The sequence below is a fragment of the Pantoea sp. X-Soil-OKNW-713 genome (genome assembly GCF_059730685.1).
The window spans coordinates 83016-106848 of record NZ_AP035998.1 but is presented as its reverse complement, the minus strand read 5'-3'; the positions used below and the strand labels follow the sequence as shown (position 1 = coordinate 106848).

18 protein-coding genes are annotated in these 23833 nt (G+C 48.2%); 14 read left to right on the top strand and 4 right to left on the bottom strand.

Annotation, left to right across the window (positions count from 1 at the left end; translation table 11 throughout):
- Positions 1–217: 217 nt before the first annotated feature.
- The 11 genes from fliB (at position 218) to AC6I8R_RS25390 (ending at position 12856) form a co-directional block, all read left to right on the top strand.
- Positions 218–1621 (top strand): flagellin lysine-N-methylase, encoded by a 1404-nt coding sequence (gene fliB, locus AC6I8R_RS25440; protein WP_497833213.1) that lies wholly within the window; start codon positions 218–220, stop codon positions 1619–1621.
- A 144-nt stretch (positions 1622–1765) separates the two neighbouring features.
- Positions 1766–2458: a GntR family transcriptional regulator gene (locus AC6I8R_RS25435; RefSeq protein ID WP_021183942.1), complete on the top strand. Its 693-nt coding sequence runs from the start codon at positions 1766–1768 to the stop codon at positions 2456–2458.
- A 173-nt stretch (positions 2459–2631) separates the two neighbouring features.
- Positions 2632–3663, top strand: coding sequence for a C-terminal binding protein (locus tag AC6I8R_RS25430; RefSeq protein ID WP_497833212.1), 1032 nt, complete (start codon positions 2632–2634; stop codon positions 3661–3663).
- On the top strand, positions 3647–4318 hold the full coding sequence (locus AC6I8R_RS25425) for an RraA family protein (RefSeq protein ID WP_244634092.1): 672 nt from the start codon (positions 3647–3649) through the stop codon (positions 4316–4318). The genes AC6I8R_RS25430 and AC6I8R_RS25425 overlap by 17 nt, the downstream gene beginning before the upstream one ends.
- A gap of 49 nt (positions 4319–4367) precedes the next feature.
- A complete protein-coding gene (locus AC6I8R_RS25420) occupies positions 4368–5300 on the top strand; it encodes a 2-dehydro-3-deoxygalactonokinase (RefSeq protein WP_497833211.1) in 933 nt (310 codons plus the stop codon).
- Positions 5293–5925 carry a 2-dehydro-3-deoxy-6-phosphogalactonate aldolase gene (locus AC6I8R_RS25415; protein WP_497833210.1) on the top strand — a complete coding sequence of 211 codons (633 nt, stop codon included), beginning with the start codon at positions 5293–5295 and terminating at the stop codon, positions 5923–5925. Before AC6I8R_RS25420 ends, AC6I8R_RS25415 begins: the two co-directional genes overlap by 8 nt.
- A gap of 74 nt (positions 5926–5999) precedes the next feature.
- Positions 6000–7349: an MFS transporter gene (locus tag AC6I8R_RS25410; RefSeq protein ID WP_021183937.1), complete on the top strand. Its 1350-nt coding sequence runs from the start codon at positions 6000–6002 to the stop codon at positions 7347–7349.
- A gap of 6 nt (positions 7350–7355) precedes the next feature.
- Positions 7356–8513 carry a mandelate racemase/muconate lactonizing enzyme family protein gene (locus tag AC6I8R_RS25405; RefSeq protein WP_497833209.1) on the top strand — a complete coding sequence of 386 codons (1158 nt, stop codon included), beginning with the start codon at positions 7356–7358 and terminating at the stop codon, positions 8511–8513.
- Between the two features lie 613 nt (positions 8514–9126).
- The gene (gene shiA, locus AC6I8R_RS25400; protein ID WP_021183935.1) at positions 9127–10437 is read left to right on the top strand and encodes a shikimate transporter; all 1311 of its coding nucleotides are present in this window, start codon (positions 9127–9129) and stop codon (positions 10435–10437) included.
- Between the two features lie 356 nt (positions 10438–10793).
- Positions 10794–11513 carry a response regulator transcription factor gene (locus AC6I8R_RS25395; RefSeq protein WP_497833208.1) on the top strand — a complete coding sequence of 240 codons (720 nt, stop codon included), beginning with the start codon at positions 10794–10796 and terminating at the stop codon, positions 11511–11513.
- Positions 11513–12856, top strand: coding sequence for an ATP-binding protein (locus AC6I8R_RS25390; protein WP_497833296.1), 1344 nt, complete (start codon positions 11513–11515; stop codon positions 12854–12856). Before AC6I8R_RS25395 ends, AC6I8R_RS25390 begins: the two co-directional genes overlap by 1 nt.
- Here the strand turns inward: AC6I8R_RS25390 and AC6I8R_RS25385 are convergent.
- The 4 genes from AC6I8R_RS25385 to AC6I8R_RS25370 all read right to left on the bottom strand — a co-directional run bounded on the left by AC6I8R_RS25385 (position 12853) and on the right by AC6I8R_RS25370 (position 19913).
- Positions 12853–14019 carry a YncE family protein gene (locus tag AC6I8R_RS25385; RefSeq protein ID WP_497833207.1) on the bottom strand — a complete coding sequence of 389 codons (1167 nt, stop codon included), beginning with the start codon at positions 14017–14019 and terminating at the stop codon, positions 12853–12855. The two genes, AC6I8R_RS25390 and AC6I8R_RS25385, sit on opposite strands and share 4 nt — an antisense overlap.
- 70 nt (positions 14020–14089) lie before the next feature.
- On the bottom strand, positions 14090–16108 hold the full coding sequence (locus AC6I8R_RS25380) for a TonB-dependent receptor domain-containing protein (RefSeq protein ID WP_497833206.1): 2019 nt from the start codon (positions 16106–16108) through the stop codon (positions 14090–14092).
- A 162-nt stretch (positions 16109–16270) separates the two neighbouring features.
- The gene (locus AC6I8R_RS25375; RefSeq protein WP_497833205.1) at positions 16271–17563 is read right to left on the bottom strand and encodes an esterase; all 1293 of its coding nucleotides are present in this window, start codon (positions 17561–17563) and stop codon (positions 16271–16273) included.
- Positions 17564–19013: 1450 nt separating this feature from the next.
- Positions 19014–19913 carry a hypothetical protein gene (locus AC6I8R_RS25370; protein ID WP_497833204.1) on the bottom strand — a complete coding sequence of 300 codons (900 nt, stop codon included), beginning with the start codon at positions 19911–19913 and terminating at the stop codon, positions 19014–19016.
- A gap of 374 nt (positions 19914–20287) precedes the next feature.
- Here AC6I8R_RS25370 and AC6I8R_RS25365 point away from each other — a divergent pair, with 374 nt between their 5' ends.
- From AC6I8R_RS25365 to AC6I8R_RS25355, 3 genes are read left to right on the top strand one after another with little or no spacing between them, the layout of a single operon-like run.
- On the top strand, positions 20288–20803 hold the full coding sequence (locus AC6I8R_RS25365; RefSeq protein WP_497831517.1) for a sugar dehydrogenase complex small subunit: 516 nt from the start codon (positions 20288–20290) through the stop codon (positions 20801–20803).
- A 40-nt stretch (positions 20804–20843) separates the two neighbouring features.
- Positions 20844–22448 (top strand): GMC family oxidoreductase, encoded by a 1605-nt coding sequence (locus AC6I8R_RS25360; RefSeq protein ID WP_497833203.1) that lies wholly within the window; start codon positions 20844–20846, stop codon positions 22446–22448.
- 12 nt (positions 22449–22460) lie between these two features.
- On the top strand, positions 22461–23810 hold the full coding sequence (locus tag AC6I8R_RS25355; protein ID WP_497833202.1) for a c-type cytochrome: 1350 nt from the start codon (positions 22461–22463) through the stop codon (positions 23808–23810).
- Positions 23811–23833 lie beyond the last annotated feature (23 nt).

Sequence of the window (23833 nt, the reverse complement as noted above, 5' to 3'; positions counted from 1 at the left end):
CCCTCGTGATAGGAAAGGGCCACATCCCAACTAACGCCTGTCAAGACAATGCCTCGAGCTGGGAAAAACTGAAATGTATACCCGCTATTCAGAGACTTCAACATTCTTCATTGACTCAGAAGCCGCAGGCATGCCCCAAATGGCTAAGAATAATTTTCTTTTCTGAAATATAGGACGCCTGTCATCTTTAACATTATATGCTTTTAATTCCCTTTCCATGTCTTTATTTTTCACCAATAATGATAAAAACAAGTTAAATGGCACAGCGCCCGCCTTTTATATCGCCAAATCCACAGGCATCCCTCGCTCTAAAACGGTATTTTATGAGCAGAACATGCAGCAATTTGGTTATTATTTTCTACTATCGATTTATTCACCTGTTGCTATCGTTGGGCATTGTTATTTTTTCTTCTTTGAAGAGAGCGCTGCGTTAATGGAAGAGATCGTTATTGTAGAACCGGCATTTTTCAACCAGTTTCAATGTGTGGGTAGTGCCTGCCCGGACCATTGCTGCAAAGGATGGGATATTGAGTTCGATGAACCAACGGTAAATCGATACATGCAGAGCGAAGCAATTGAAATTCGTCACATTGCAGTTGAACATATTATTACCACTAAAGAGAGCCAGAGTCGTTGGGGAAAAATAAAATTAACAAGTAATGGTAACTGTACTTTTCTTGATGAAGATCGCTTGTGCAAAGTGCATAAGTCACTTGGGGAAAAAGCGCTCAGCACCACCTGTGCGATCTATCCACGTCTTTACGCCAGCTATAAATATGAAATCAGAAGTAACCTGACCTTATCGTGCCCGGAGGCGGCAAAAAGACTGTTAACAACGCCGGGCGCGATGCTCTACAGCGAAAAAATCAAACCAAGTCCCGAGGCGTTGGATGCACCTGACATTAGCGAGCAAGATCGTCTGCTCAATCTGATGTGCACCAACATTATGCTAATCTGCGGTTCAGACATCGAGGCGGGCTTTTACGGTATCATCTTGTTATTCTTTTATCGTGATAAACTGGCAAAAGACAATGAGCCGGAAGGAAATATTTTAAATTATTTCGAGGATATCCAGACGGCGATTCATAACGATCAAATTAGAAAAAGCATTGATGAATTAAATCCGAATTATCAGCTACAATCCGAACTCCTTTCTCGACTGCAAACATACCTGGGTGCAAAAAATGAAGGTCGTGGGTGGTCCACCCTACGATTTTATTCGCAAAAACTGCATGATTTGCAAAGCAACAATTCCGCAGACACAATGCAGCGAATAAATACAATTTGGCAAGATAAAGCACGCCCCTGGTTCCAGGAACGCCCCCATCTGCTTAGTAACTATATCCAGTATCGTATGTATGAGGATTTTTTCCCACTGAAGAATGGAAGAGAGTTTTTCACCAACCTTTATTTGATGATATCGGAATGGTTATTACTAAAGTGGCTAATTGCTGCAAGTATTGCGCTGAATGATAACTTCACTGAAGATGACGTGATTAATATTGTCTATAGCTATCACAGTATCGCAAGACATGACAAAAATGCAGAGGATGCATTTTTGACTGAAATTGGCAGGATAACGTTTAACGATAATCTTTCATTGGCTTATCTGTTGAAGTGATGGTATTCCCCGAGGCGGATGATCATCCGGGCCGCGGACATCATCTTAACGACCTCTGACTGACCAGTAATAAATGTAAAAGGATTGTTGTCCTGAGTTGATTCGCTAAAATGTGGCATCTCGTCCATCAACAGGGAGTCATCCGTGGCAGATTTTGAGCGACCTAAGTCACTGACAGCGGTGGTAACCGATCACGTTCGTAAGCTGATAGTTCATGGCGATATTCCGTTGGGTGCAGCCATTAGCGAACGCACGGTTGCCGCTGAGTTGAATGTCTCAAAAACACCGGTTCGTGAAGCGCTTGCCCAGCTCAGTAACGAAGGTCTTGTTACGATCAAGCCGCAATCAGGCGTGCGGGTGTTTACACTGAGCGCCAGAGAAGTCCGCGAAATCTGTGCTTTCAGACAGGTTCTTGAAACCGCGGCACTCACTCTGGCTATGCAGCAGAATGCAAAAGGGCTGGCTGATGCACTGGATGCAGTGGTTAAACAAATGGATGTCGCTCAGAGTGAGGGGGATTTTCGCCGTTATCTGGAGCTGGATAATGATTTCCACCAGCGCTTTTTTGATTTCTGTGACAACGCTTACCTGACCAACTCTTATGTGCGTTATGCAGCGAAGATTGCGGCGCTACGTACCCATCTGTCTGCAAAACCTCAGCACACATCCCTTTCTTATCAGGAACATGGTGACATTGTTGCCGCCATCAGAAATGATGCGCACGCAGAAGTTCTGACCATTCTCGAACGCCATTTAGGCCGTACCCGCGAAACCTATGAGATCGGCGTTGAAGACATTGCCGCCGCCGACGCGGCTTCCCTGACGACGTCCTCCTGATCTTCTGAGCCAGGGATACCTGGCCCATTCCTGCGTAATCACTAAAAAACCAATCCTGGTCACATTTTTTTAACTTTTCTTTGACTGGTATACCAGATCTCAGTTAGTTTTTTTCAAAACCGGCAGCTAATGCAGGTCACGAAAACTACTCAATCTGGTTAAAGGAGCGTCTGATGAGTCGAAGATTTAAGGTGGTTATTACTGATTACGATTACGGCGACATCGCCATTGAAGAAGAGATCCTCAATGCCGCAGGTGCGGATGTTATTGGTTTACAGGCGAAATCTGAGGATGACCTGGTTGAAGCTGCGCGTGATTGCGACGCCATCATGAATCAGTACGCCCGTGTCGGCGCAAAGGTGATCTCCGCCATGACACAATGCAAGGTGATTGCCCGCTACGGTGTCGGTGTCGATATTGTCGATGTGGATGCCGCCACCAAGCGCAACATATTGGTAACAAATGTGCGTGATTACTGCACCGAGGAAGTCGCCGATCATGCCATCAGCATGTGGCTGGCTCTGGCCCGTAACCTGTTTGCTTACAATACCGCCACACATCAGGGCATCTGGCAGTGGCAATCCGGCGCACCTGTCTATCGCCTGCGTGGACAAACGATGGGGATTGTTTCATTTGGCCGCATTGGCCAGGCAATCGCCGAACGCGCTCGCGCCTTTGGCGTGAATGTCATCGTCTACGATCCTTACATCGATCCGGCATTAGCACAGCAACATCAGGTGAAACTGGTCAACAAAGCAACGCTCATCACACAATCCGACATTTTCATGATGCAGGTACCGATGACCACGGATACCCGTCATTTCCTTAGCGAAGCAGAATTCAAAGCCATGAAGCGTCGGGCGTTAATCATTAATACCGGACGTGGCCCCACTATCGATAATCAGGCGTTGTACCGCGCACTGCATGAAGGCTGGATCACCGGTGCAGCACTGGACGATCCCGAAGAGGAACCGGCAAAACGCGCGCAATGGAATCCTGCGGACAACCCGATTTTCTCTCTGCCAAATGTCATCGTGACACCCCATTCGGCCTACTACTCCGAAGAATCAATTCGTGCCGCACGCCAGTTGGCGGCCACTGAAGTCGCCAGCGTGCTGACAGGCAAAACACCACGATTCCCGGTTAATGGCGAAGCCCTTGCGCTTCGCAGCAAAGGAGCAAATGACCATGCTGAAGCAATTTAATGATTTCACCCGTCAGCCAGAGCTGCTGGCTCAGTTTGACGCTTTATTGCAGAGCTATTCCATTGCTGCGGTTTTTGCCGATGTGCAATATCGCACTGGCGTGATGGACAGCGGCATTAAACCCGCATTCCGCGCCAAAGTCTGTGGACAGGCCATTACCGTGCAGCTCTCTAAAGGCGACCTGGTTGATCCATTGAAAGCACTGGAGATGGGACAACCTGGTGATGTGATCGTGGTGGATGCCGGCGGTGACGGTAATACCTCCGTTTGCGGAGGGCTGATGGGGGGCCTGGCGCAGAATCGTGGGATTCGCGCCATGATCATTGACGGGGCCGGGCGCGACACCGATGAACTGGAAGATATTAACTGGCCAATCTGGAGCCGGGCGATCACCCCTCGCGGTACCCACACCATGTTTTCCGGGCGCAAAGAAGAACTGTCCATCAACGTTCCCATCGCGGTCGGCGGTCAGTTAGTAAAACCTGGCGATTTTATCGTGGCTGACCTGATGGGGGTGGTGGTGATCCCTCTGGAAAATGCGCAAGACGTTTTAAATCTGGCGAAAGAACAGGTTGAGCGTGAACAGGCCACGCGCGAATGGGTGAAGCAGGGCAAAACCGTTGAAGACCTGCTGGCAGAGTTTGGCCGTATCTGACCGTTTGCTCTGCACCCAGGGTGCAGAGCATGTGAACCCGGAGATAAAGATGAGCAACACTGCGGAATTTGGACTCTGTGACTGGGGCACCTCAAGCTTTCGACTGTGGCTGGTGGACGGGCAGGGCAAAACCCTGAGTGAAGTGCGTACCCACCAGGGGTTAGGCAGTATGGCCGACCGGTCGTTTTCACGCGTGCTGGAGCAGCATCTGGCGGAACTTGGCGCATCAACCGACCTGCCGGTATTGATTTGTGGGATGGCGGGCTCCCGCCAGGGCTGGCAGGACGCCGGTTACAGCACGGTCCCGCTGACGGTGAACGAGCTTCTGCTGTCACCGATCAGAATTGCTGGCGAAAGAGACATCCGCATCTTGCCAGGCGTGTGCCAACGTTCACCTACTTACGATGTCATGCGTGGCGAGGAAACCATGTTGTTGGGTGCAGTGCGATCAGGCCAGCTTAAGAACGGATTGATCGTGATGCCCGGCACTCACAGCAAATGGATAACGCTGGAGGATGCGGTTGTCACCGGTTTTAGCACGTTTATGACCGGGGAACTGTTCAGCCTGATGAGCACGCATTCTATCCTGCGCCACGCGGTCGCCGATGCTGTCGGTGAAATTGATGAACACTCTCCGGAGTTTATCGCGGCAGTGAAGCTGATGTTAAGTGGGGGATCACTCACTCAACAGTTGTTCACTGTTCGCTCAACCACCTTACTGAGTGACTGCACCCCGGCAGCAAGCGCCTCGCGCTTATCGGGATTGTTGATTGGTGCAGAGGTAGCAGCATGCTATCAACAGACGTCACAGCGCCAGGTAATGTTAATTGCATCAGGCTCCCTCACCGCGCTTTATCGCCAGGCTTTAACGCTGGCGGGCTTTGCTGTCACCCTGGTGGATGCTGACGAAGCGGTACGCGCCGGGCTGTTCCAGAGTGCACAAACCCTGTGGCAGCGGCAGGAGGAGCAACACCATGTCTGAATTAAATTTATCAGGTGCTAAGCGGGGGCTTATCGCCATACTGCGCGGTGTTAAACCCGACGAAGTGGTGGATATTGGCTATGCGTTGGTCGAGGCGGGAATCGAGATCATTGAGGTTCCCCTGAACTCCCCGCAACCGTTTGAATCCATATCTCGGCTGATAAAAACATTACCTTCGAACATTCTCATCGGTGCGGGCACAGTGCTGAACCCACATGATGTCGACCGACTGGCTGACTGTGGTGGCGGCATCGTCGTCAGTCCCAACGTCGATAAGGCCGTCATTGAGCAAACCCGTTCACGGGGCATGTTATCTCTGCCGGGCGTGTTTACAGCAACCGAGGCTTTTACGGCGATAGCCGCAGGAGCCAGCGGCCTTAAGTTCTTTCCGGCATCGGTGATGGGGGCCAGTGGTATCAATGCGCTGCGCGCAGTTCTACCTTCAGACATCCCATTGGGCGCGGTTGGCGGAATAGAAGCTGGGCAGTTTATTGATTATCACCAAGCCGGTATTCATTTTTTTGGGCTTGGTAGCAATCTGTATAAAGCCGGAGATAACGCACGAACGGTTTCGCAAAGAGCAATAAATCTGGTGCACGCCTGGGACGCCATGAAAAACCAATAACTATTTTCCCGTAATAAAACGGCTACGGCATAAAGAACGTAGCCTTATTCTCTCTACCCTACAGGAGAAAATAAATGTCTGGATTTACTCTGTCAAAACAAAGCTCGACCATGAAACCTCCAGGGCGGCAACGCTGGGGAGTGCTAGGGTTACTGTGCCTGCTGGCGATCATTAATAATATTGACCGCCTGACGCTTTCTATCGCAGCGCCGGTAATGCAAACTGAAATGCATATCACCGCTACGGATATCGGCCTGCTGGGAAGCGCCTTTGCTTTAGCTTATGCATTTGGTCAATTACCTTCCGGCTGGTTTGTCGATCGTTTCAGCCCGCGTATCCTGTTGGGCGCGTCCGTGATCATCTGGAGTGCCGCGACAGTCGCGATGGGTATGTCCTATACGCTTACTGGCTTTATACTGGCCCGTATCTGGCTCGGTCTGGCTGAAGCACCCTCCTTACCAGCAACGAATAAAATTGTTACCCGCTGGTTCCCAAAAAAGGAGCAGGGCATCGCCAATGCCAGCTGGGATGCTGCACTTAAAGTAGGACCGGCCTTCTTTACCTTTTTACTGATCTGGATCGTTTCAGAAATTGGCTGGCGTGAAATGTATTTCATTGCCGGTGGGGCAGGAATTATTGCCGCAGTGATATTTTTCGCCTTCTATCGGGATATTGAGAAACATAAATCCCTGACAAAAGAAGAACGGGAATATATTCAGCATGATGCCACCCCCATAATTACAAAAAATAATTTACCCTGGAGGGAGTTATTCAAACATCAAACGATGTGGGGCATGATGGCGGGTTTCTTTTGTAATATGTGGGTTTACCAGATTTTCCTGGTCTTTATCCCACTTTATATTATTAACCAGTTTGGGATTAAATTTTCCTCTTTAGGACTGGTCGCCAGCGTCCCGTGGATTGGTGCGATCATCGGTGATCTCGTGAGCGGTGTGATTTCAGGTAAGCTCTCCGAACGTTCCGGCTGGAGCACACTTAAAGCCAAGAAGGTCACCATCATTGGTGCGCTGGTGTTACAGGCTATCGTCCTGGCGCTACTGCCATTTAATGGCATGTTCGGTGAAGGTGCAGGCCTGACTGTCGCGGTGATCTTAATGGCGTTTGCACTCGGTTTTAATGGTGGCGTAGTCGCGCATGCCTGGTCGATTCCAGCCGAAGTCACGGCCCCTGGCACCGTAGCCTCTGTCGCCGCAGTGCAGAATTTCGGTGGCTTCCTCGGTGCGACAGTTTCACCGCTGGTCGCTGGCGCGATTGTCGATGCTACTCACAGTTTTACGCTGGTGTTTCTGATTTCCGCGGTTGTCTCTGTGCTTGGCGCAGGTATTTATTTCTGGTTCGTCGGTAAGCCGGTTATCCGCGAAGAAAAATCCTCATCCCTTATGGCACAAGCTACGCAGGAGTAATCTGAGATGAAAATTACTGAAGTGGAAACCTATATCCTGAAGAGCAAACTGGATCGGCCATTTGCCTACTCACAAGGCTGGGTGCAGGGACGATCCACCGTGCTGGTGCGCATCGCCACCGACGAAGGCATCGAGGGGTGGGGTGAGACGTTCAGTGTTGGCTTGCAGCCTCCTGAAATCGCTGCCGCCGCCATCAACAGCGCCCTGAAGCCATTGATCATCGGTAAAGATCCGCGCAATACAGAAGTCTTGTGGCATGACATGTATGTCAAAACGCGAGATTACGGCCGTAAGGGGGTGGTGCTGGGGGCCATCAGCGCAGTTGATATTGCGTTGTGGGACATCTGCGGTAAAGCGGCGGGATTGCCGCTTTGGCAACTGCTTGGCGGCGCGTTTCGTGAGCGCGTGCAATGTTATGCGACAGGTTTTTTCCGCACGGAAGGACGCGGCCAGGCGGATGCTATGGCCAGTGAGGCGATACGCCACAGTGAAGCCGGTTTTTCCCTGATGAAGGTGAAGCTGGGCTTTGGTGTTGATGATGACGTAAAAGTGATGTCTGCTATCAGGGAAGCCGTTGGCGAACGCAGCAAATTTATGGTCGATGTTAACCACGGCTATGGTGCCAATGATGCCATTCGCCTTGGACGCGCCCTGGCCGATTACGATTTGCTGTGGATGGAAGAGCCGGTTATTCCTGAAGATTATGTTGCTTACCGCCGGGTGAGGGATGCGCTGGATATTCCCATCGCGGGTGGTGAAGCGGAATTTTCATTGTTTGGCTTCCGTGATCTCATTGCATCTCAGGCCATTGATATTGCTCAACCTGATATCTGCCTGGCGGGTGGGGTGACTGCATTACGTCATATTAACGTGTTAGCTATGGCAGGCGGCGTTCAGGTCAACCCTCATGTCTGGGGCACTGCGGTGGGCCAATACGCTTCTTTGCATCTGATCGCGTCAACCCCGGTCACCCACTATGCGCTCTATGCCAGCCAACCGCTTTTCGAATACGACACATCATCACATCCGTTCCGCACCGCGCTGGTCGAGAATCCGCTTGAACATGAACAGGGTTGGTTAACGTTGCCGCAAGAGCCTGGGTTGGGCTTCACGATTAATCGTGAGTTTTTAAAAGAGAACGCTCTGACTGCTAACATATTTTGACGTAACACTCCTGAAATCTGGGCAGAACAGGTAGCCTGCCCAGTTCGGGAATGTCATTAAGAAACAGTGGCTTTGAAGCCTCTTAATCGGCTCAGTTGGCACCTTTTAAAGGGGCTGGCTTATAACTTGTATTCAAAACAGAGAGGTCGACAGTTTTTTCCGCCCGGTCAAGGTCATAGGCAGCTTGAATACGTAACCACATCGCGGGAGTACTGCCGATTACAGCTGACAGCTTGATAGCCATTTCTGGTGTGATATCCAGTGATGGTGACGTAAAACCTGCGCGATGAATCGCGCCGCTACGGGATGGGGTGGTGTTGCGGGATTAGCCGGATATCGTATTTAACATAACTATCATTTTGCGCACTTTTATATCTCGTTGATAATTATCTATTTTTAATCAATTAAGACTTGCATGACCGATTTGGATAACTTGTACACCCTCTCAGCTTAGCCTTATGGCACAGACAGCTTCGCGCAAGTATCCCAGGATAAGGGTTTCATCCTGGCTGATGACAGAGTAGTCTCTTGGCCGACTCTGAATGATGCCCGCTTTGATAAGAATGACTTGCTGCTCGTTCTAACAACTAAAAATAGTGCAAACAGGACAACTATGGATTCTCCACTTATTTCACCATCAGCCATGAACAAAACTCCGTCTCTGAATCGTGCCCGGCGTGCTGCCTGGGGTAGCTTTGCCGGTGCGGTGGTTGACTGGTATGACTTCTTGCTTTACGGCATCACTGCCGCCCTGGTCTTTAACCATGAATTCTTTCCACAGATTAGCCCAGCGATGGGAACACTCGCTGCATTCGCCACCTTTGGTGTCGGCTTTCTGTTCCGGCCATTGGGCGGGATAATTTTCGGCCATTTTGGAGATCGTCTGGGCCGTAAACGTATGTTGATGATGACGGTCTGGATGATGGGTATTTCCACCGCCCTTATCGGTCTGTTGCCAACCTTTTCCAGCATTGGCTGGTATGCACCGGTGTTGCTGGTCACATTGCGGGCCATACAGGGCTTTGCCGTTGGTGGAGAATGGGGAGGTGCAGCGTTGCTGTCAGTAGAAAGTGCACCTGAGCGGAAAAAAGCCTTTTACAGCAGTGGTGTTCAGGTCGGCTACGGCGTGGGACTTTTACTCTCCACCGGACTGGTTTCACTCATCAGTCATTTAACATCGGACCAGCAATTTCTGAGCTGGGGTTGGCGCATCCCTTTCTTATGCAGCACGATCCTGGTTCTTGCCGCGCTGTGGATACGAAAAGGCATGGAAGAATCCACTGAATTTGAGCGCCAGCAGAAAGCAGATGTATCAAAGAAATCACGCATACCTGTCATGGAGGCGCTGGTGCGTCATCCGGGTGCGTTTTTAAAGATTATCGCACTGCGTCTGTGTGAATTACTGACAATGTATATTGTTACCGCGTTCGCATTGAGTTATTCCACACAGAATCTTGGCTTGCCACGCGAACTGTTCCTTAATATCGGTCTGCTGGTCGGTGGCCTTAGCTGCCTTACCATCCCCTGCTTTGCCCATTTAGCGGATCGCTTCGGTCGTCATCGCATTTACATCATCGGTGCGGTGATCGGTATGTTGAGTGCCTTTCCTTTCTTTATGGCACTGGAGGCAAAATCTCTCGTCTGGATAATATTCTTCTCAATTATGCTGGCGAATATTGCGCATGATATGGTCGTCTGTGTCCAGCAACCCATGTTTACTGAAATGTTTGGTGCAGGTTATCGCTACAGCGGCGCAGGGGTGGGTTATCAGGTCGCCAGCGTAGTTGGCGGTGGTTTTACGCCGTTTATTGCGGCCTCTTTAGTCACCCTGTCAGGTGGTCAATGGCATAGCGTGGCAATTTACCTTCTGGCTGGCTGCCTGCTCTCCGCAGGCACCGCGTTGTTTATGAAAAAATCTCACTAACTGCGCTTGATGAGTGGGCAGCCATCGGGCTCCCACTTTGCGCCACCGGTTTTACAACGGGTTCCTGACTAAACTCGAAGCTGAGGGTAAAGTTGTGGTGGTGATTTTCCACCATGCCCCCTTCTTCCCTGGAACAATATGGCAATTCGTTAACGTGTTATAAACCGCACCGGCATACTGCGAATCCCGGTATGTTTATTTTAGCTCCAACGACAACTATCGACTTTTGCCAGTTCAGATATTTAAGCCCTTTCTTTTCTCTCAATCTCACAGATACAGATTCGTTAATTGATAATGACTATTATTATCAATTAATGATAAAATATTGCTCATGCCTGAGATTGCTGAATACACACATGAACGAGACAAAAATCCTAATAATCGAAGATGATATTGATATAAACCAATCACTTGCTTCGTTTCTCAAAACGCAGGGCTATCATGTGGAAACATGTCCTTCAGCTGAAACCGGGCATGAGTGGATGAAGAAAAATAGCACTGACTTGATTCTACTTGACCTGATGTTACCTGGAGAGAACGGCTTTGAATTCTTCCGTAAAGTCCGCACCGAAGGAGGTCCAGCTGTCATCATGCTAACGGCTCTGGAAGATCCTGCTGACAATATTCTTGGTCTGGAACTTGGCGCAGACGACTATGTTACGAAACCCTTTGATTTACACGTTCTCCTCGCCAGGATTCGTTCCGTATTACGCCGATCGACTTCTCATGATGTCTCTCAACCAAAATTAACAACAGAAATGACATTTCAGTTTTCTGCATACACCTTTTACCCCTTGAGACGCTATCTTCGCGGTCCTGGGGGACTACGCAAATCCTTGACCGCGAACGAAACAAACTTATTGGTCGTGTTGTGCCAGAACGTCAACAAATTGCTTTCTCGCGAAAATCTGCTGGAGTTAACTCGGGCGGATGACTGTTCACCATCAACACGTACCATCGACATTCTGATTAGCCGTTTAAGAAAAAAACTTGCTGATGACCAGGTAAAAGATGAGTTAATCCAGACATTCAGAAATGGTGGCTATATGTTCAGACCAGAAGTTAATACGCTGTGATGAAAAAATTCTTTTCCACTACGTTAGGCCATATTCTGATTATTATTTCATGCTCGACTGTCATTACCTTTATGGTTTTATGCACACTGCTATTCATCCCGAAAGGGCCACCCGGCCCTCCCTGGCCATGGCAAACAACATATCGTATTAGTAGTATTGTTAATATATTGCGTGAAGTTGAGCCTGCACAGCAGAATGCAATATTGCAGGCAGCACAACGAGCCGATGGGATGAAAATTCGTTGGGTCACACAACAACCTGTAAGTTGCACAACTCAGACATTCAATACCTGGGATCTGGCAAGATCACTAGCCAGTGAATTAAAAGGAGGAAACCATATTGACGTTTTTTCCTGTAACTCTCAGAACCCCCGCCAGGATATACAGGTCATCATAAATATGGGTAATGGTTATCTTGAAGTGATGGTGGATAACATTGGCAGAGAACCTACGCGATTTACCTTTCCAACCTTCTGCGCAATATTGTTTCTTCTGACGGGAATTGCGGTTATGTCAATTTGGGCAATTGGCCGAATTATTAGCCCACTGCGCGAACTCTCAATAAAAGCAGACGCATTCAGTCGCGATATGACGGTTATACCGGTGAAAGAGGAAGGCCCTCTCGAAATTCGCAGAGTCGCCCACACTTTCAATCTCATGCAGGAGCGCATCTCAAGTTACATGCAAAGCCGTAGCCATATGCTGGCAGCTATCAGTCATGATCTGCGTACTCCCCTCACCCGAATGCGACTTGGTATCGATACCTGGCCACCGGAAATTGCAAAAGAAAAACTCATCAAGGACATAGATCTGATGACCAAACTGATCGGGGCGGCTCTTTCTTTCATTCGCACGGGTTCGGATGGAGAAAAACCAGAATGGCTGGATCTGGATGCATTACTGACAACCCTTTGCGATGAATATGAAGATGGCGGAACATGCATACAATACATTGGTACATCAACCCTGGAATTATTTTGCAAACCAGAAGCGATACAACGAGCTATCGTCAATCTTATTGAAAATGCAGCAGCACATGCAGACCAAATAACGATTCATACCAGGCAGGCCGGTGATCAAATCATTATTGAGATCATGGATAACGGCCCAGGCATCCCTCCCGACATGCTAGAAAAAGTCAAAGAACCATTCTTTCATCTCAATTCGGCAAGAAATGAGCGAAAAGGAAATGCCGGATTAGGTCTTTCAATCGTCAATGAAATTGTTCAATTGCATGGCGGTGTATTCGAATTGATGAACCGTAACCCTCACGGACTTAACGCGCGTGTGACCCTCCCTAAATCATTGCATGCCCGCACGGAATACGGGCACGCATCATCTTAGTTCAGGGCAATACGCACAACATCATCAGGTAGAATAGTAGGTTTATCATGAGCAGAGTCCTGCTTGACACTTACATAGAGTGCATCACCTGATGTTGATAATGCAAAACTATTAGGGTGTGCTGGAAGCCGTAAAGTTGACAGCACCTCATAGTTTCTGCCATCAATTATGCTGACAGTCCCATCGTTACGGTGGGCTGCGAAGATCTCATTACGCTGTGAATTGAAAAGAACACCGATAGACTCAGGTACATTGATCCGATGAATAACTTTACCATTGGTCGTGTCCACAACCAAAATCTCGGCTGCTTTATTATCTGACACAAATGCGCGATGCCCTTTCTTATCGAGAGAAATATTCATCAGCAAATGTTCCTGGTCATCTGCGACAATTTTCGTTCTGGAAAGGATGCTATTGTTCTGGCTGTCGATTGTGATGAACTCTCCATCACCGTTACTGGTATAAAGGCGGTGATTATCATTATCTATTGCCAATCCGGTGTTGAGTTTACCCAATCCGTGCAGTGTCTGTTTCACCACTAAACTGCCACCATCAACCACCCATAGCACACTATCTTTGCGGTTAACACCACTGACATAAACGGTATTGGTTTGTTCATCCACCGCCAGCTCTCGCGGTGCAGGTGGCCGGTTATCGTCGTGAATCTTCATCTCACCCGCAGGTTTCGTTCCACGAGCTTGCGCATTCTGACGACGCGGCTCTGTGGGTTTACCTTTCGTTTCTGCTCTTTGCATCTGCGGTACCAGGCTAACAATACCTTTGACCTTTCCTGTATCAATATCAACAGCGATAAGACATCCATCTATACTTCCACCAAAATATGCGGTGTGCGTTTTATTGTTTATTGCTGCGCCAAAAGGCTTTTTACCTGTTTCGATCGTGTGAATCACATTCAGTGTTTTGGCATCAAGTTCATATACCAGCCCCCCTTCAACATTTCTGTCCTGAGTGGTGGCAACCAAAATGGATTGATGATCATTGTTGTAGACCATTTCATATGCACCTACATCAACCGGTTTTCTTAACACCTGGATGTCTGCAAAACCCGGAGTTGCCATACTCGCCAATAATACGGCAAATAGTGTTTTTAAGGTATAGTGCCCTTTTTTCAACTTCACCATCATTAAGTCCTTAATTTTCATCTTAGTTATTAACCGGGAGACTCTTTTCTGATTCAGGCGTATTAGATACCTGATACGCCCTGCTGTAGAATCAGAAATTGTAGGTCAGGCTAACGTTGTAACGTCTTCCATCCTGATTATCGCCATAGGTATCACTATCTATGTATTTATCAAACAGGTTTGAAACGCTGGTATTTAACTTAACCTTCGGTGTAAGTTGGAAATTAACCCCTAAATCAACAACGGTGTAGGAATAGAATCCTGCTGTTTCAGTTGACCTGGAATTCCCTGCATAGTGCTCAGACGTTTTGCCACGATAATAAACACGCAACCACGGACTGATATTCTGTGAGAAGTCATAATCCAGACGTGCACTTACCAGATGTTTAGGTTGCTGATTAAGCGGCTGGCCTGCAAATTCTCCCGACTCCTGCTTGGTTTCAGTATAGGTGTAAGAAGTATTTAGATGCAGATTAGACAGAATATCCCATGCAAATGTGGATTCAACCCCACGCATCATTGCCTTACTCACATTATAGTAAGACGAGACAAAGTCATATTTTTCGCCATTATAATCGCAGGTATAAGTCCCGGCATCTCCAGTACATAGCGTTTCAAGTTCAATTTTATTTCTGAACTTGCTGTAGAATCCGGTGACGCCGACTTTCACTCTGCCGCTGTCCCAGTTAATTCCCAGCTCATAGTTAGTACTGGTTTCCGGCTTAAGATCAGGATTACCAATACTTACCCCATCTCGTTGACCGGAACCGGCAGAGTCAGCCCAGTTTGACGCTGACTGGCGTAAAGTGGGGTTTTTATAACCACCAGATATACCGCCCTTTAACGTCCATTGCGGGGCGATAGTCCATACGCCATAAAGTTTTGGTGTAACGTGTGAACCGTATTTTTCATTTTCATCCAGACGAAGTGACGGGATCACATCAAATGGGTCAACTACATTCCATCGGTCCTCAGCAGTCAGCGCCCAGCTATTACGGTCCAGTTTTGAAGTTGGATCACCACTCTCAACTTTAAGCACATTGTTGGCATCATGGATGGTCTCGTTCAGGAATGAACCCCCAAATGAAAACGTATGATTGTCCCCAAGATAAAGTTTCTCAAGCGTGTTTAACGTGGTGTTTCTGCCAGTGATGCTACTGCTGGAATTGGTTGAGTCCTGAATTTGAGCATAAGAATTAGTCTCCAGGATTCCATAATACCCTTTATGGCTCAGCGTATAGTTTGTTCGAGTGTAGGCATGGTTAGTCGTACCACCAGAAGTTTTCGGTGTGGCCAGTGTTTCCTGTAAAGCCCGGGTCACATCAAAGTCAAAAATATTGTCGAGATTTGGCGTCCAGGTAAATCCTACCCCTCCATTCAGAAGTTTACGTTTTGCTGCCCCACCATCATAGTCATCTTCATTTCTCTGCTGAAAAGTGCCATCGACTTTCATACTCAGCGTATCTTCAATCAATGGACCTGCTAAATGGGCACTGGTTTGATTAATGTCACCAGAACGGCTGTGTTCCTGGATAGTTGTTCCTGCGGTAATCGAACCGTGCCATTCTTTTCTGTTCGCTTTTTTAGTGATGATATTGATAACACCACCTATTGCATCGGAACCATAAAGGGAAGATGCAGGGCCACGGATCACCTCAATATGATCAATGGCTTCGATACCCGGCAAAAATTGATATCCCGTTGTCGTTGTTTCATCGACGGTTTCTCGCATATCAACCTTTTTTCCATCAACCAGAATCAAGGTGTAATCGCTTGCCATGCCACGCATGGTTATTTCTTCAGAGCCGACGCTTCCTGTTACAAAAACCCCTGGGACGTCTCTTAGTACATCCAGCACCGTATAATATGGCTTGGAATGTATGGTTTTATTGCTAATGACGGTGACAGAGGCGGCAGCTTTGGTCACATCCTCATCGAATCCAGATGCCGTCACGACCATTGTGTTCTGGTCTTTACCATTAAGGTTATTAGCAGTTGAATCATATGAAAAATCATCGGCATGGACATTATTCATCGTCAAAATGGACAATGTTACTGCAAGAGATAATGAAGAGAGCCGCGGCAATCCCTGTGCATACTTGATAGACATTTCTTTTTTCTCGTCGTTTAATTGAACATATTCAGAACACGGGCGTGCAACCAAATAACGCAATTAAATGCGAATGGTATCAATACGGTCATTTCTTATGAGAGCCTGCAAAGCAGGCTCAAATTTTATTGATTTCTATTTTGAATGACGAAATACAACTAATTACTTGAACAACAATGGAAGGAAGTTACGCAGTGAAACACGGATATTACGCCCATCATGAATCTCACCCGGTTCAACGATGGCCTGATATTTAATTCCACGTTCACTCAGAAACGTTTTCATCAGTTCGAAAGTTTGGATCAGAGGTTCATCGCTTCCAACACTCATAAAGACCAACTTCATATTTGCGTCTGAATTCAGTTTAGGAATATATGCTCCTAACTTTTTCATGTCAGGTACGCGGTTCAGATCAGGCCCAGTGTAATGGTCATAATGCAGCTTGCTTTCAATCTGCACACCTACACCCGGCCAGGTCGGGAAGCCGCCGCTGAAAGTACCAATCGAGGCAAATACATTCGGATTACGTGCTCCAGCCATAAAGCCTTGTGCACCAGGAGAGGAGAAACCGCCGATCGCACGATGCTCTCGGTCCGCCAATGTACGGAATGATTTATCCACGAAGGGGACGATGTTATCTACAATCGCCTGAGATGCTTCTACATATTTTTCAGATGTCTGGTTTCCTCCACCATGGAAACTGGAGTTCCCCAGCGAACTTCCTCCTGGCGCATCCGGGTCGAGAACAACCACAATCATCGGTTGGATACGTTTATCTGCAATCATGTTATCAAGCAAGTTGAAGATGAAAGAGTCTTCATTCGCCCGAGAACCATCATGTGCGCCGCCTAACGTGAGATATAAAACCGGGTAGCGCTCTGATGAATTGAAATAGCCTGGTGGGGTATAGATGGTAAAACGCTTCTGACTGTCCATATACGGCACAGACGTGTAAGTAACACTGCCTTTAGAAGCGGAATTTGCCACGAAGTCGTCAGCTTTTGCACCAGGAATAGCAAATTCATTGTTTGCCAGCCCGGTTTGAGGAGACTTACGGCCAAACTCAGGCATCGCTTTAACACCATCAACGATAAACTGGTAATTCCAGATATCGGAAGCCAGAGGCCCCACAGTGGTGGTCCACACGCCATCAGCGCCTTTAGTCATAGCAACCCGACTATCCCCTTTCGCTCCACCAGGCCAGCCACCCTGCACTTCTACTTTAGAAGCTTCCGGCGCACGAATGCTAAAAACCACTTTATTATCAGGTAAGACTTTAAAAGGCTGAGGCGGTTGAGCCCATTTATGTTGCCCGCCTTTACCCCCATCATGAACCTGAGCATGAGGATCATTAGCTGGCTGAGGCAAGTCAGCAAACGCCTGATGGCACAAAACTGCCGAGATCATAACCGCAAGAGAACGCAAAACAATGCCACACGCTTTTGTCTGATTCATACCATGTCCATATTAGAAGTTATAAACCGCACTAATTATCAGGAATTTATTTAGATAAGTAGAAGATAAGAAGCCGATACTCAAAGACCCGAAAGTACAATTATTCTCCATGCAGGATAATATTTGGAGTTATGGTGCCATTGACCATCCCTTCTTATTCGCGGCTAAGATAGCAGATATGAACAGACATGCAATTGCTTATGAAAATCATTATCATTATACAATACCACCGCAAAGCGATGATATTTAAGAGATTTTACCGACAAAGAGATACTTTATGTGGCCATGCTTAAATAACAAAAATATTGTGACTTAATTTGCAAACCTTTAAAGGAATATGTTTCACAAATGAAACAATGCACGAATTCCTTAATTTTATCTGGTGTTAATTGCTCTGCTGGATTACTCGGGCTCTACAAGGCAATGTAAAAAATTTGTCTTTTCTCAATCAGAGGGAACGGTTGAACTTTTATCCTTTTGCAAGTAACCGGGACTATACTAATCCACCACTGGCGCTGCGCCGCTTCTTGTTCATTAGCGTCATGCACAGTACCGCCAGTAGGCCATAGGCTCGTTGCAAGAAAGAAAAAAATAAATTCCGCCGGGAAAACTCATCGCGATTGAACAGATCTACACGGTCAAAAATCAATTAGCCCCCTACTCCCTTTTTCGGACGTTAGCGAAGAACAGTGGATTCCGTTTATTCCCCAACCCGGGAAACGTTATTACTTTGCTATTGACTATCGCGTACGCGAAATATCGGAAAATTATTTCATCCCAATCAAACTCAGTCGAGAGATGTTGTGAGCACATTCCCACAACTGCCACAGCCTAACTGGGACGTTACCAAGCATTGTCGGAAAATAATCAAGGTTGAATAGAGTTTTGTCTGTCTAACCGCGCGAGATTCTGTGACGTTGCCAGCTTTGCATAGTTTATGCCTTTAACTTTTATTATCCGTATTGCTATCAAAGCTGGGAGTTTTTAACAGAACAATATATGAGTCATCACAAGCTGTTTGTAGCTGAAATGCATAGCAAAGCTGAAGCTAAAAGAATGGAAGCGGTTCTCATTTTTATATCCTGCCAGGTTATCATCCCGATAAATGTTTGCTTTAACATACTGTAAGCGCATCCATTTTTACCATAGGCCGTGGTTCTGTCTCGAATTTTTATGCGAATAAAGCACTAATATTAGGGAGACACGGCTGAGGATATAAATAAGGGCAGTTCTAAATGTCCTTATTTTTATATACTAACTCAGTTCAGTACCCTTTGAATCAATGAATTTTCTGTATCCGCCAAAGCTCTTTTTACGTAAACATTTAAGCGTGCCTTTATCCAAATCATGCCTGTCAACTCCACTTTATTCCGGCACGACCGCAAGCACAGGTTAATCGCCATTGGCGTTATAATGCTCCTGCCGGGAGTCGTGCCAGAACAGACGCCATTCAACCGAGGGCGATACCTGTCAGTGGTTCGAAGCTGGCGATACGCTGGAGTGGCTCATCTGAGTTCAGTTTGTACTGCCATAAATTACCGCCCAGGTCAGTAATCCAAATCACTCCACGAGGATGATCTATGGCTAATCCGATACCTTCGTCCAAACCCGTAGCAAGGATACGATGATCGTTAAATTCGCCGTTTTGCACCGAAGCACAGTTTAACGTGTTTCCCCCTTGCAGCTTGTCTCCCCTGTCTGTCCAGTACATCAGGTTATTGTGGAAATCGAACTCCAGATCTATCGGTTCCGGTAAGTTTTCCATTACAGGCTTAATATCCTGCCGTGTTGATGCCGTTTTTCCTTCAGGGAGAGCGAGTGATGCCCGCATAATGCGCCCCTTCCCACCTTTTGACGGTCCTTTCTGGGTCCAGTAGATAAAATCATTTTTCAGATCAATCGCGATCCCAACACAATGCCGCGTATAGTCTCTGGAATCTTTGGGAAACAGCCCCGTCTGAATCAGTACCGTCAGATTTGAGCCATCATCATTTGAGCGAAGAACGCGCATTCCTTCTCGATCGCACCAGTAAAGATGACCATTGTCGCTGTCGTGGAGAAGCTGCTTACCCGTAACAAACACCCCATTTTCAACCAGGCGCTTACGGCCAGAACCGTCCAGGTTCGCGGTTTCAACACTGCCATCGGCCTGGAAAAATTCCAACGTATCAGGCTCTTTGTGCTCCCCCATATTTGTCCAATAAATCCGCTTATTTATAACATCTATGGCAATGCCATCGGGATGGGATCGTAAGCCGGAAACAACAGAAGCGCGTTCCCCGGTTTCAGGATTAAATTCAATGATGTCGCCTGAAAGCGGCTGTAGCAGGAAAAGACTGCCTGTACTCATGAAACCCCCACTCAATTCATACTGAAATGTTCGAACGCCGTTGTATCCCGCTCGGTGAAAAACACACTGCGGAATCAGGAACTGGCAACGTAGAGGTAATTCTGACACAACTGGCTTGCAGGCTCACCGCTCTTGATAAATCTGGCAGAAGGGAAGTGAAGAAGCGTAATACGATGTACTGACAACATAAGCAGCCCAACACACAAAATGTTACACCTCCTTAAGAAAAGATCACATTAAATGTAATTTGTGAAATTTTACCGTCAGTTTTGTGATACAGGTTAAGTTTTTATATCCCTATAATTATTGAGAGATTGAATTTATGTCACCACACCTGTGGCTGGCAGCATTCAGTCATAACAATAGAATCACACATGGCAGGTCATTTATTTATGGTTGAGCAATCAAGTCGTGTTTCGCGCAGGCGTTTGTTGCAGGGAATGGGTGCACTGGCTGCACTGACGGTTATTCCCGCATTCCCTTCCTATGCCAGCGCCCCCGAAGACAGTAGTTTCGCAAAATTATCCACCCTGCTAACCGGTAAATCACAATTACCGGAAAACTTTACCAGGGTCCTTCTTGCCGCATTCTCCAGAATTGACAGCAGTTTCAGCAGTAAAACGTCCAGACTTCAGCAGTGGATTGACCAACACGCAGTGAGCGCCAATGAAATGAGCAGCAAGCTGGCAGCCGATCCCTCAGTAGCCGATTTAGCCCACCTCCCTACCGACATTTTGACTGGTTGGTATCTCGGGGTCGTCGGCAAAGGAGACAACGCCATTTGCGTGGCTTATATCGAAGCGCTCGCGAATCAGGTTGTGGCCGACAAGCTCAGACCACCGACCTACGCTTACGGCGCTTATGGCAGTTGGGCTGCAAAGCCGCTCTAACCCCTGGGTTCAATCTATCCATTGAGATTAAGTAACTAATATGTCTGAAACTATTACTGCTGATATTGTCGTTATCGGTTCCGGGGTCGTGGGCGCATTAACCGCCCGTAAGCTGGCGCTGGCGGGACGCCAGGTTCTGATGCTGGAGGCTGGCCCGCGTATTGAACGAGACACCATTGTCAGCAATTTCCGTCATTCTGCCCGTAAGGACGATTTCATCGCTCCCTACCCAAATTCAAAAATCGCCCCGTTTCCGGATTACAAACCTGAAGATAACGGTTATCTCGACCAGACGGGTCCAAAGGACTATAAACCCGAATATCTGCGCGTTGTCGGTGGGACCAGCTGGCACTGGGCAGCCCAGGCATGGCGATTGGTGCCGGCTGATTTTCGCCTGAAAACTCAGTATGGCGTTGGACGCGACTGGCCGATCAGTTATGACGATCTCGAACCGTATTATTACGAGGCCGAACTCCTCTGGGGAGTATCAGGCCCGCCAGAAATGGCGAAATATTCACCCAGAAAACAGCCATTTCCGATGCCTCCCGTCACCAAATCGTGGCTTGAGCAGCGAATTACCGACCGCCTGGCACCGAAATATGAAGTGCTGACGAATACCACCGGGCGTAACTCACTGCCTTATGATGGTCGTCCTCAATGCTGTGGTAACAATAACTGCATGCCAATCTGTCCGATTGATGCGCAATATCACGGTGGCATTGCTGCGGATGCCGCTGAAAAAGCGGGTGTCAAACTGCTGCCACAGGCGGTGGTTTACAAACTGGAGCAGGACGGGAAAGGTAAGATCACGGCCGTTCACTATTACGACTGGAACAAACAATCTCACCGGGTAGAAGCGGAGATCGTCGTGCTGGCGGCAAATGCGGTTGAAACACCCAAAATATTGTTCATGTCTGCCGATGCGAAAAACCCTCATGGTCTGTGCAATAACTATGACCAACTGGGACGTAATTTGATGGACCATCCATCAAACTCCGTCACCTTTTTCGCTGATGAACCCCTCTGGCCCGGACGCGGCCCCATGAGTCCCTCTTCTATCCAGCAGTTGCGTGATGGTGCTTTCCGTTCTGAATCCGCCGCGTTTCGTATTGATATTTCCAACTCATCGCGGGTCGCCGGCGTCACTGCGGGTGCAATTAAAGAAGGTCTTACCGGTCAGGCACTGGATGACGCTATCCGGTTTCGCGCCTCCCATGAACTGAGTTTTAAGAACGTGTTAGAACAATTGCCCGATCCTAACAACCGTACCATGCTGAGTACCACGAAAAAGGATGCGTTGGGTTTACCCACCCCGGCATTCTCCTATTCATTCGACAGTTACGTTGAAAAAGGGATGCAGCACTCCTTAGCGGTGTACGCCGATATTGCCAAAATGCTGGGTGCCACCAATGTGCGTTACTCCACGCCGGGCGTGTATAGCAATAACCAACACATTACCGGCACGCTGGCGATGGGTTTTGATGAAAAGACCTCAGTCACTGACCATCATGGCAAAGCCTGGGAATACGACAATCTCTACATGGTATCGACGGGTGTCATGCCAACCGTTGCTACCGCAAACTCAACCCTCACCGCTTGCGCGCTCGGATTACGTACTGCCGACGCCATTCTTGGCAAAATTTAAGGAGAGCCGTAAATGAAAAAGACGCTTTCTTTAAGTCTGACAGGCGTGGCGCTGGCACTCTCCTTGAGTGCAGCAGCTAAGGCTGATGAGTCGGCATCCGCTGCACTTATCGCCAAAGGGCAGTATCTGGCCACCGCAGGAGATTGTGGTGCCTGTCATACTGCGCCGGGTGGCAAACCCTTTGCCGGTGGATTATCACTCCAGACGCCGCTCGGTAGTATCTACAGCACCAACATCACACCGTCGAAAACAGCAGGTATCGGTGATTACAGCCTGACTGATTTTGAAAAAGCGGTACGTCATGGGGTACGCAAAGATGGCGCAAACCTCTATCCGGCCATGCCTTACACCTCGTACTCGAAAGTTACTGATGAGGATATGAAGGCGCTGTACGCGTATTTCATGCAGGGTGTCCAACCCGTCGATGACAAAGGGCCGCAAACCGATCTGCCCTTCCCCTTCAATATTCGCCTGTCGATGGCAGGATGGAATTTGTTGTTTGCAGACGATAAACCGTTTACGCCGGATAACAGCAAATCGGCTGAATGGAATCGGGGTGCGTATCTGGTTGAGGGGTTAGCCCACTGCTCCACTTGCCATACACCACGCAACGCCCTGATGGCTGAAGAGTCGGGTAAGGCGCTGGCCGGTGCATCTCTCGGTACCTGGTTTGCACCCAACATTACCTCGGATGTCCATGCAGGTATCGGCAGTTGGTCAGATCAGGCATTGTCTGCTTATCTCACTACCGGTAATTCAGGGGAAGGATCGCAGGCAGGTGGCCCGATGCTGGAAGCCATCAACAAAAGCTTCAGTCACCTGACGCCCAGCGATATCAAAGCCATTACCGCATATTTGCGCGATGTACCCGCACAGCAAATCAATCCAACGGCAACGCAAACGCAGATAACCCCGGCAAAGCAGGTGAATGAGCTGGACCTGTTATCGGGCAATGCGTCCGAAGGCGCAAATCTGTATAACAGCCACTGCGCCAGTTGCCATCAGCTGTCGGGAGAAGGACGTAACGGACTCCCTGCCCTGGCTGGCAACGCGGCACTTCGACGCCCGGTGGCGGATAACGCTGTCATGGCAGTGCTGGATGGTCTGGTACCCGACCACGGACAAGCGATGCCAGCTTTCTCCCGGCATATGAACGACCAACAGGTTGCCACGTTGGTTAACTATCTGTTCGATAATTTTGGCGATGCCCGTGTTCAGACCACACCCGAGCGCGTGAAAGAGTTAAGAGCAGGCGGCAAACCTTCGCCGCTATTAGCCGTGGCGAAAGGCGGTATGGTCGCTGGTGGTGTTATTGTCCTGGCGATTCTTCTGTTTTTCGTACGCAGACGACAACGAAAATAGGGTAAATATCAGGCGATGGTTTT

Excerpts from the sequence above, each read along its gene's own strand:
- fliB (WP_497833213.1), top strand. The coding sequence starts at position 218 with ATGTCTTTATTTTTCACCAATAATGATAAAAACAAGTTAAATGGCACA.
- AC6I8R_RS25430 (WP_497833212.1), top strand. The coding sequence starts at position 2,632 with ATGAGTCGAAGATTTAAGGTGGTTATTACTGATTACGATTACGGCGAC.
- AC6I8R_RS25425 (WP_244634092.1), top strand. The coding sequence starts at position 3,647 with ATGCTGAAGCAATTTAATGATTTCACCCGTCAGCCAGAGCTGCTGGCT.
- AC6I8R_RS25420 (WP_497833211.1), top strand. The coding sequence starts at position 4,368 with ATGAGCAACACTGCGGAATTTGGACTCTGTGACTGGGGCACCTCAAGC.
- AC6I8R_RS25415 (WP_497833210.1), top strand. The coding sequence starts at position 5,293 with ATGTCTGAATTAAATTTATCAGGTGCTAAGCGGGGGCTTATCGCCATA.
- AC6I8R_RS25410 (WP_021183937.1), top strand. The coding sequence starts at position 6,000 with ATGTCTGGATTTACTCTGTCAAAACAAAGCTCGACCATGAAACCTCCA.
- AC6I8R_RS25405 (WP_497833209.1), top strand. The coding sequence starts at position 7,356 with ATGAAAATTACTGAAGTGGAAACCTATATCCTGAAGAGCAAACTGGAT.
- shiA (WP_021183935.1), top strand. The coding sequence starts at position 9,127 with ATGGATTCTCCACTTATTTCACCATCAGCCATGAACAAAACTCCGTCT.
- AC6I8R_RS25395 (WP_497833208.1), top strand. The coding sequence starts at position 10,794 with ATGAACGAGACAAAAATCCTAATAATCGAAGATGATATTGATATAAAC.
- AC6I8R_RS25390 (WP_497833296.1), top strand. The coding sequence starts at position 11,513 with ATGAAAAAATTCTTTTCCACTACGTTAGGCCATATTCTGATTATTATT.
- AC6I8R_RS25385 (WP_497833207.1), bottom strand. The coding sequence starts at position 14,019 with ATGAAAATTAAGGACTTAATGATGGTGAAGTTGAAAAAAGGGCACTAT.
- AC6I8R_RS25380 (WP_497833206.1), bottom strand. The coding sequence starts at position 16,108 with ATGTCTATCAAGTATGCACAGGGATTGCCGCGGCTCTCTTCATTATCT.
- AC6I8R_RS25375 (WP_497833205.1), bottom strand. The coding sequence starts at position 17,563 with ATGAATCAGACAAAAGCGTGTGGCATTGTTTTGCGTTCTCTTGCGGTT.
- AC6I8R_RS25370 (WP_497833204.1), bottom strand. The coding sequence starts at position 19,913 with ATGAGTACAGGCAGTCTTTTCCTGCTACAGCCGCTTTCAGGCGACATC.
- AC6I8R_RS25365 (WP_497831517.1), top strand. The coding sequence starts at position 20,288 with ATGGCAGGTCATTTATTTATGGTTGAGCAATCAAGTCGTGTTTCGCGC.
- AC6I8R_RS25360 (WP_497833203.1), top strand. The coding sequence starts at position 20,844 with ATGTCTGAAACTATTACTGCTGATATTGTCGTTATCGGTTCCGGGGTC.
- AC6I8R_RS25355 (WP_497833202.1), top strand. The coding sequence starts at position 22,461 with ATGAAAAAGACGCTTTCTTTAAGTCTGACAGGCGTGGCGCTGGCACTC.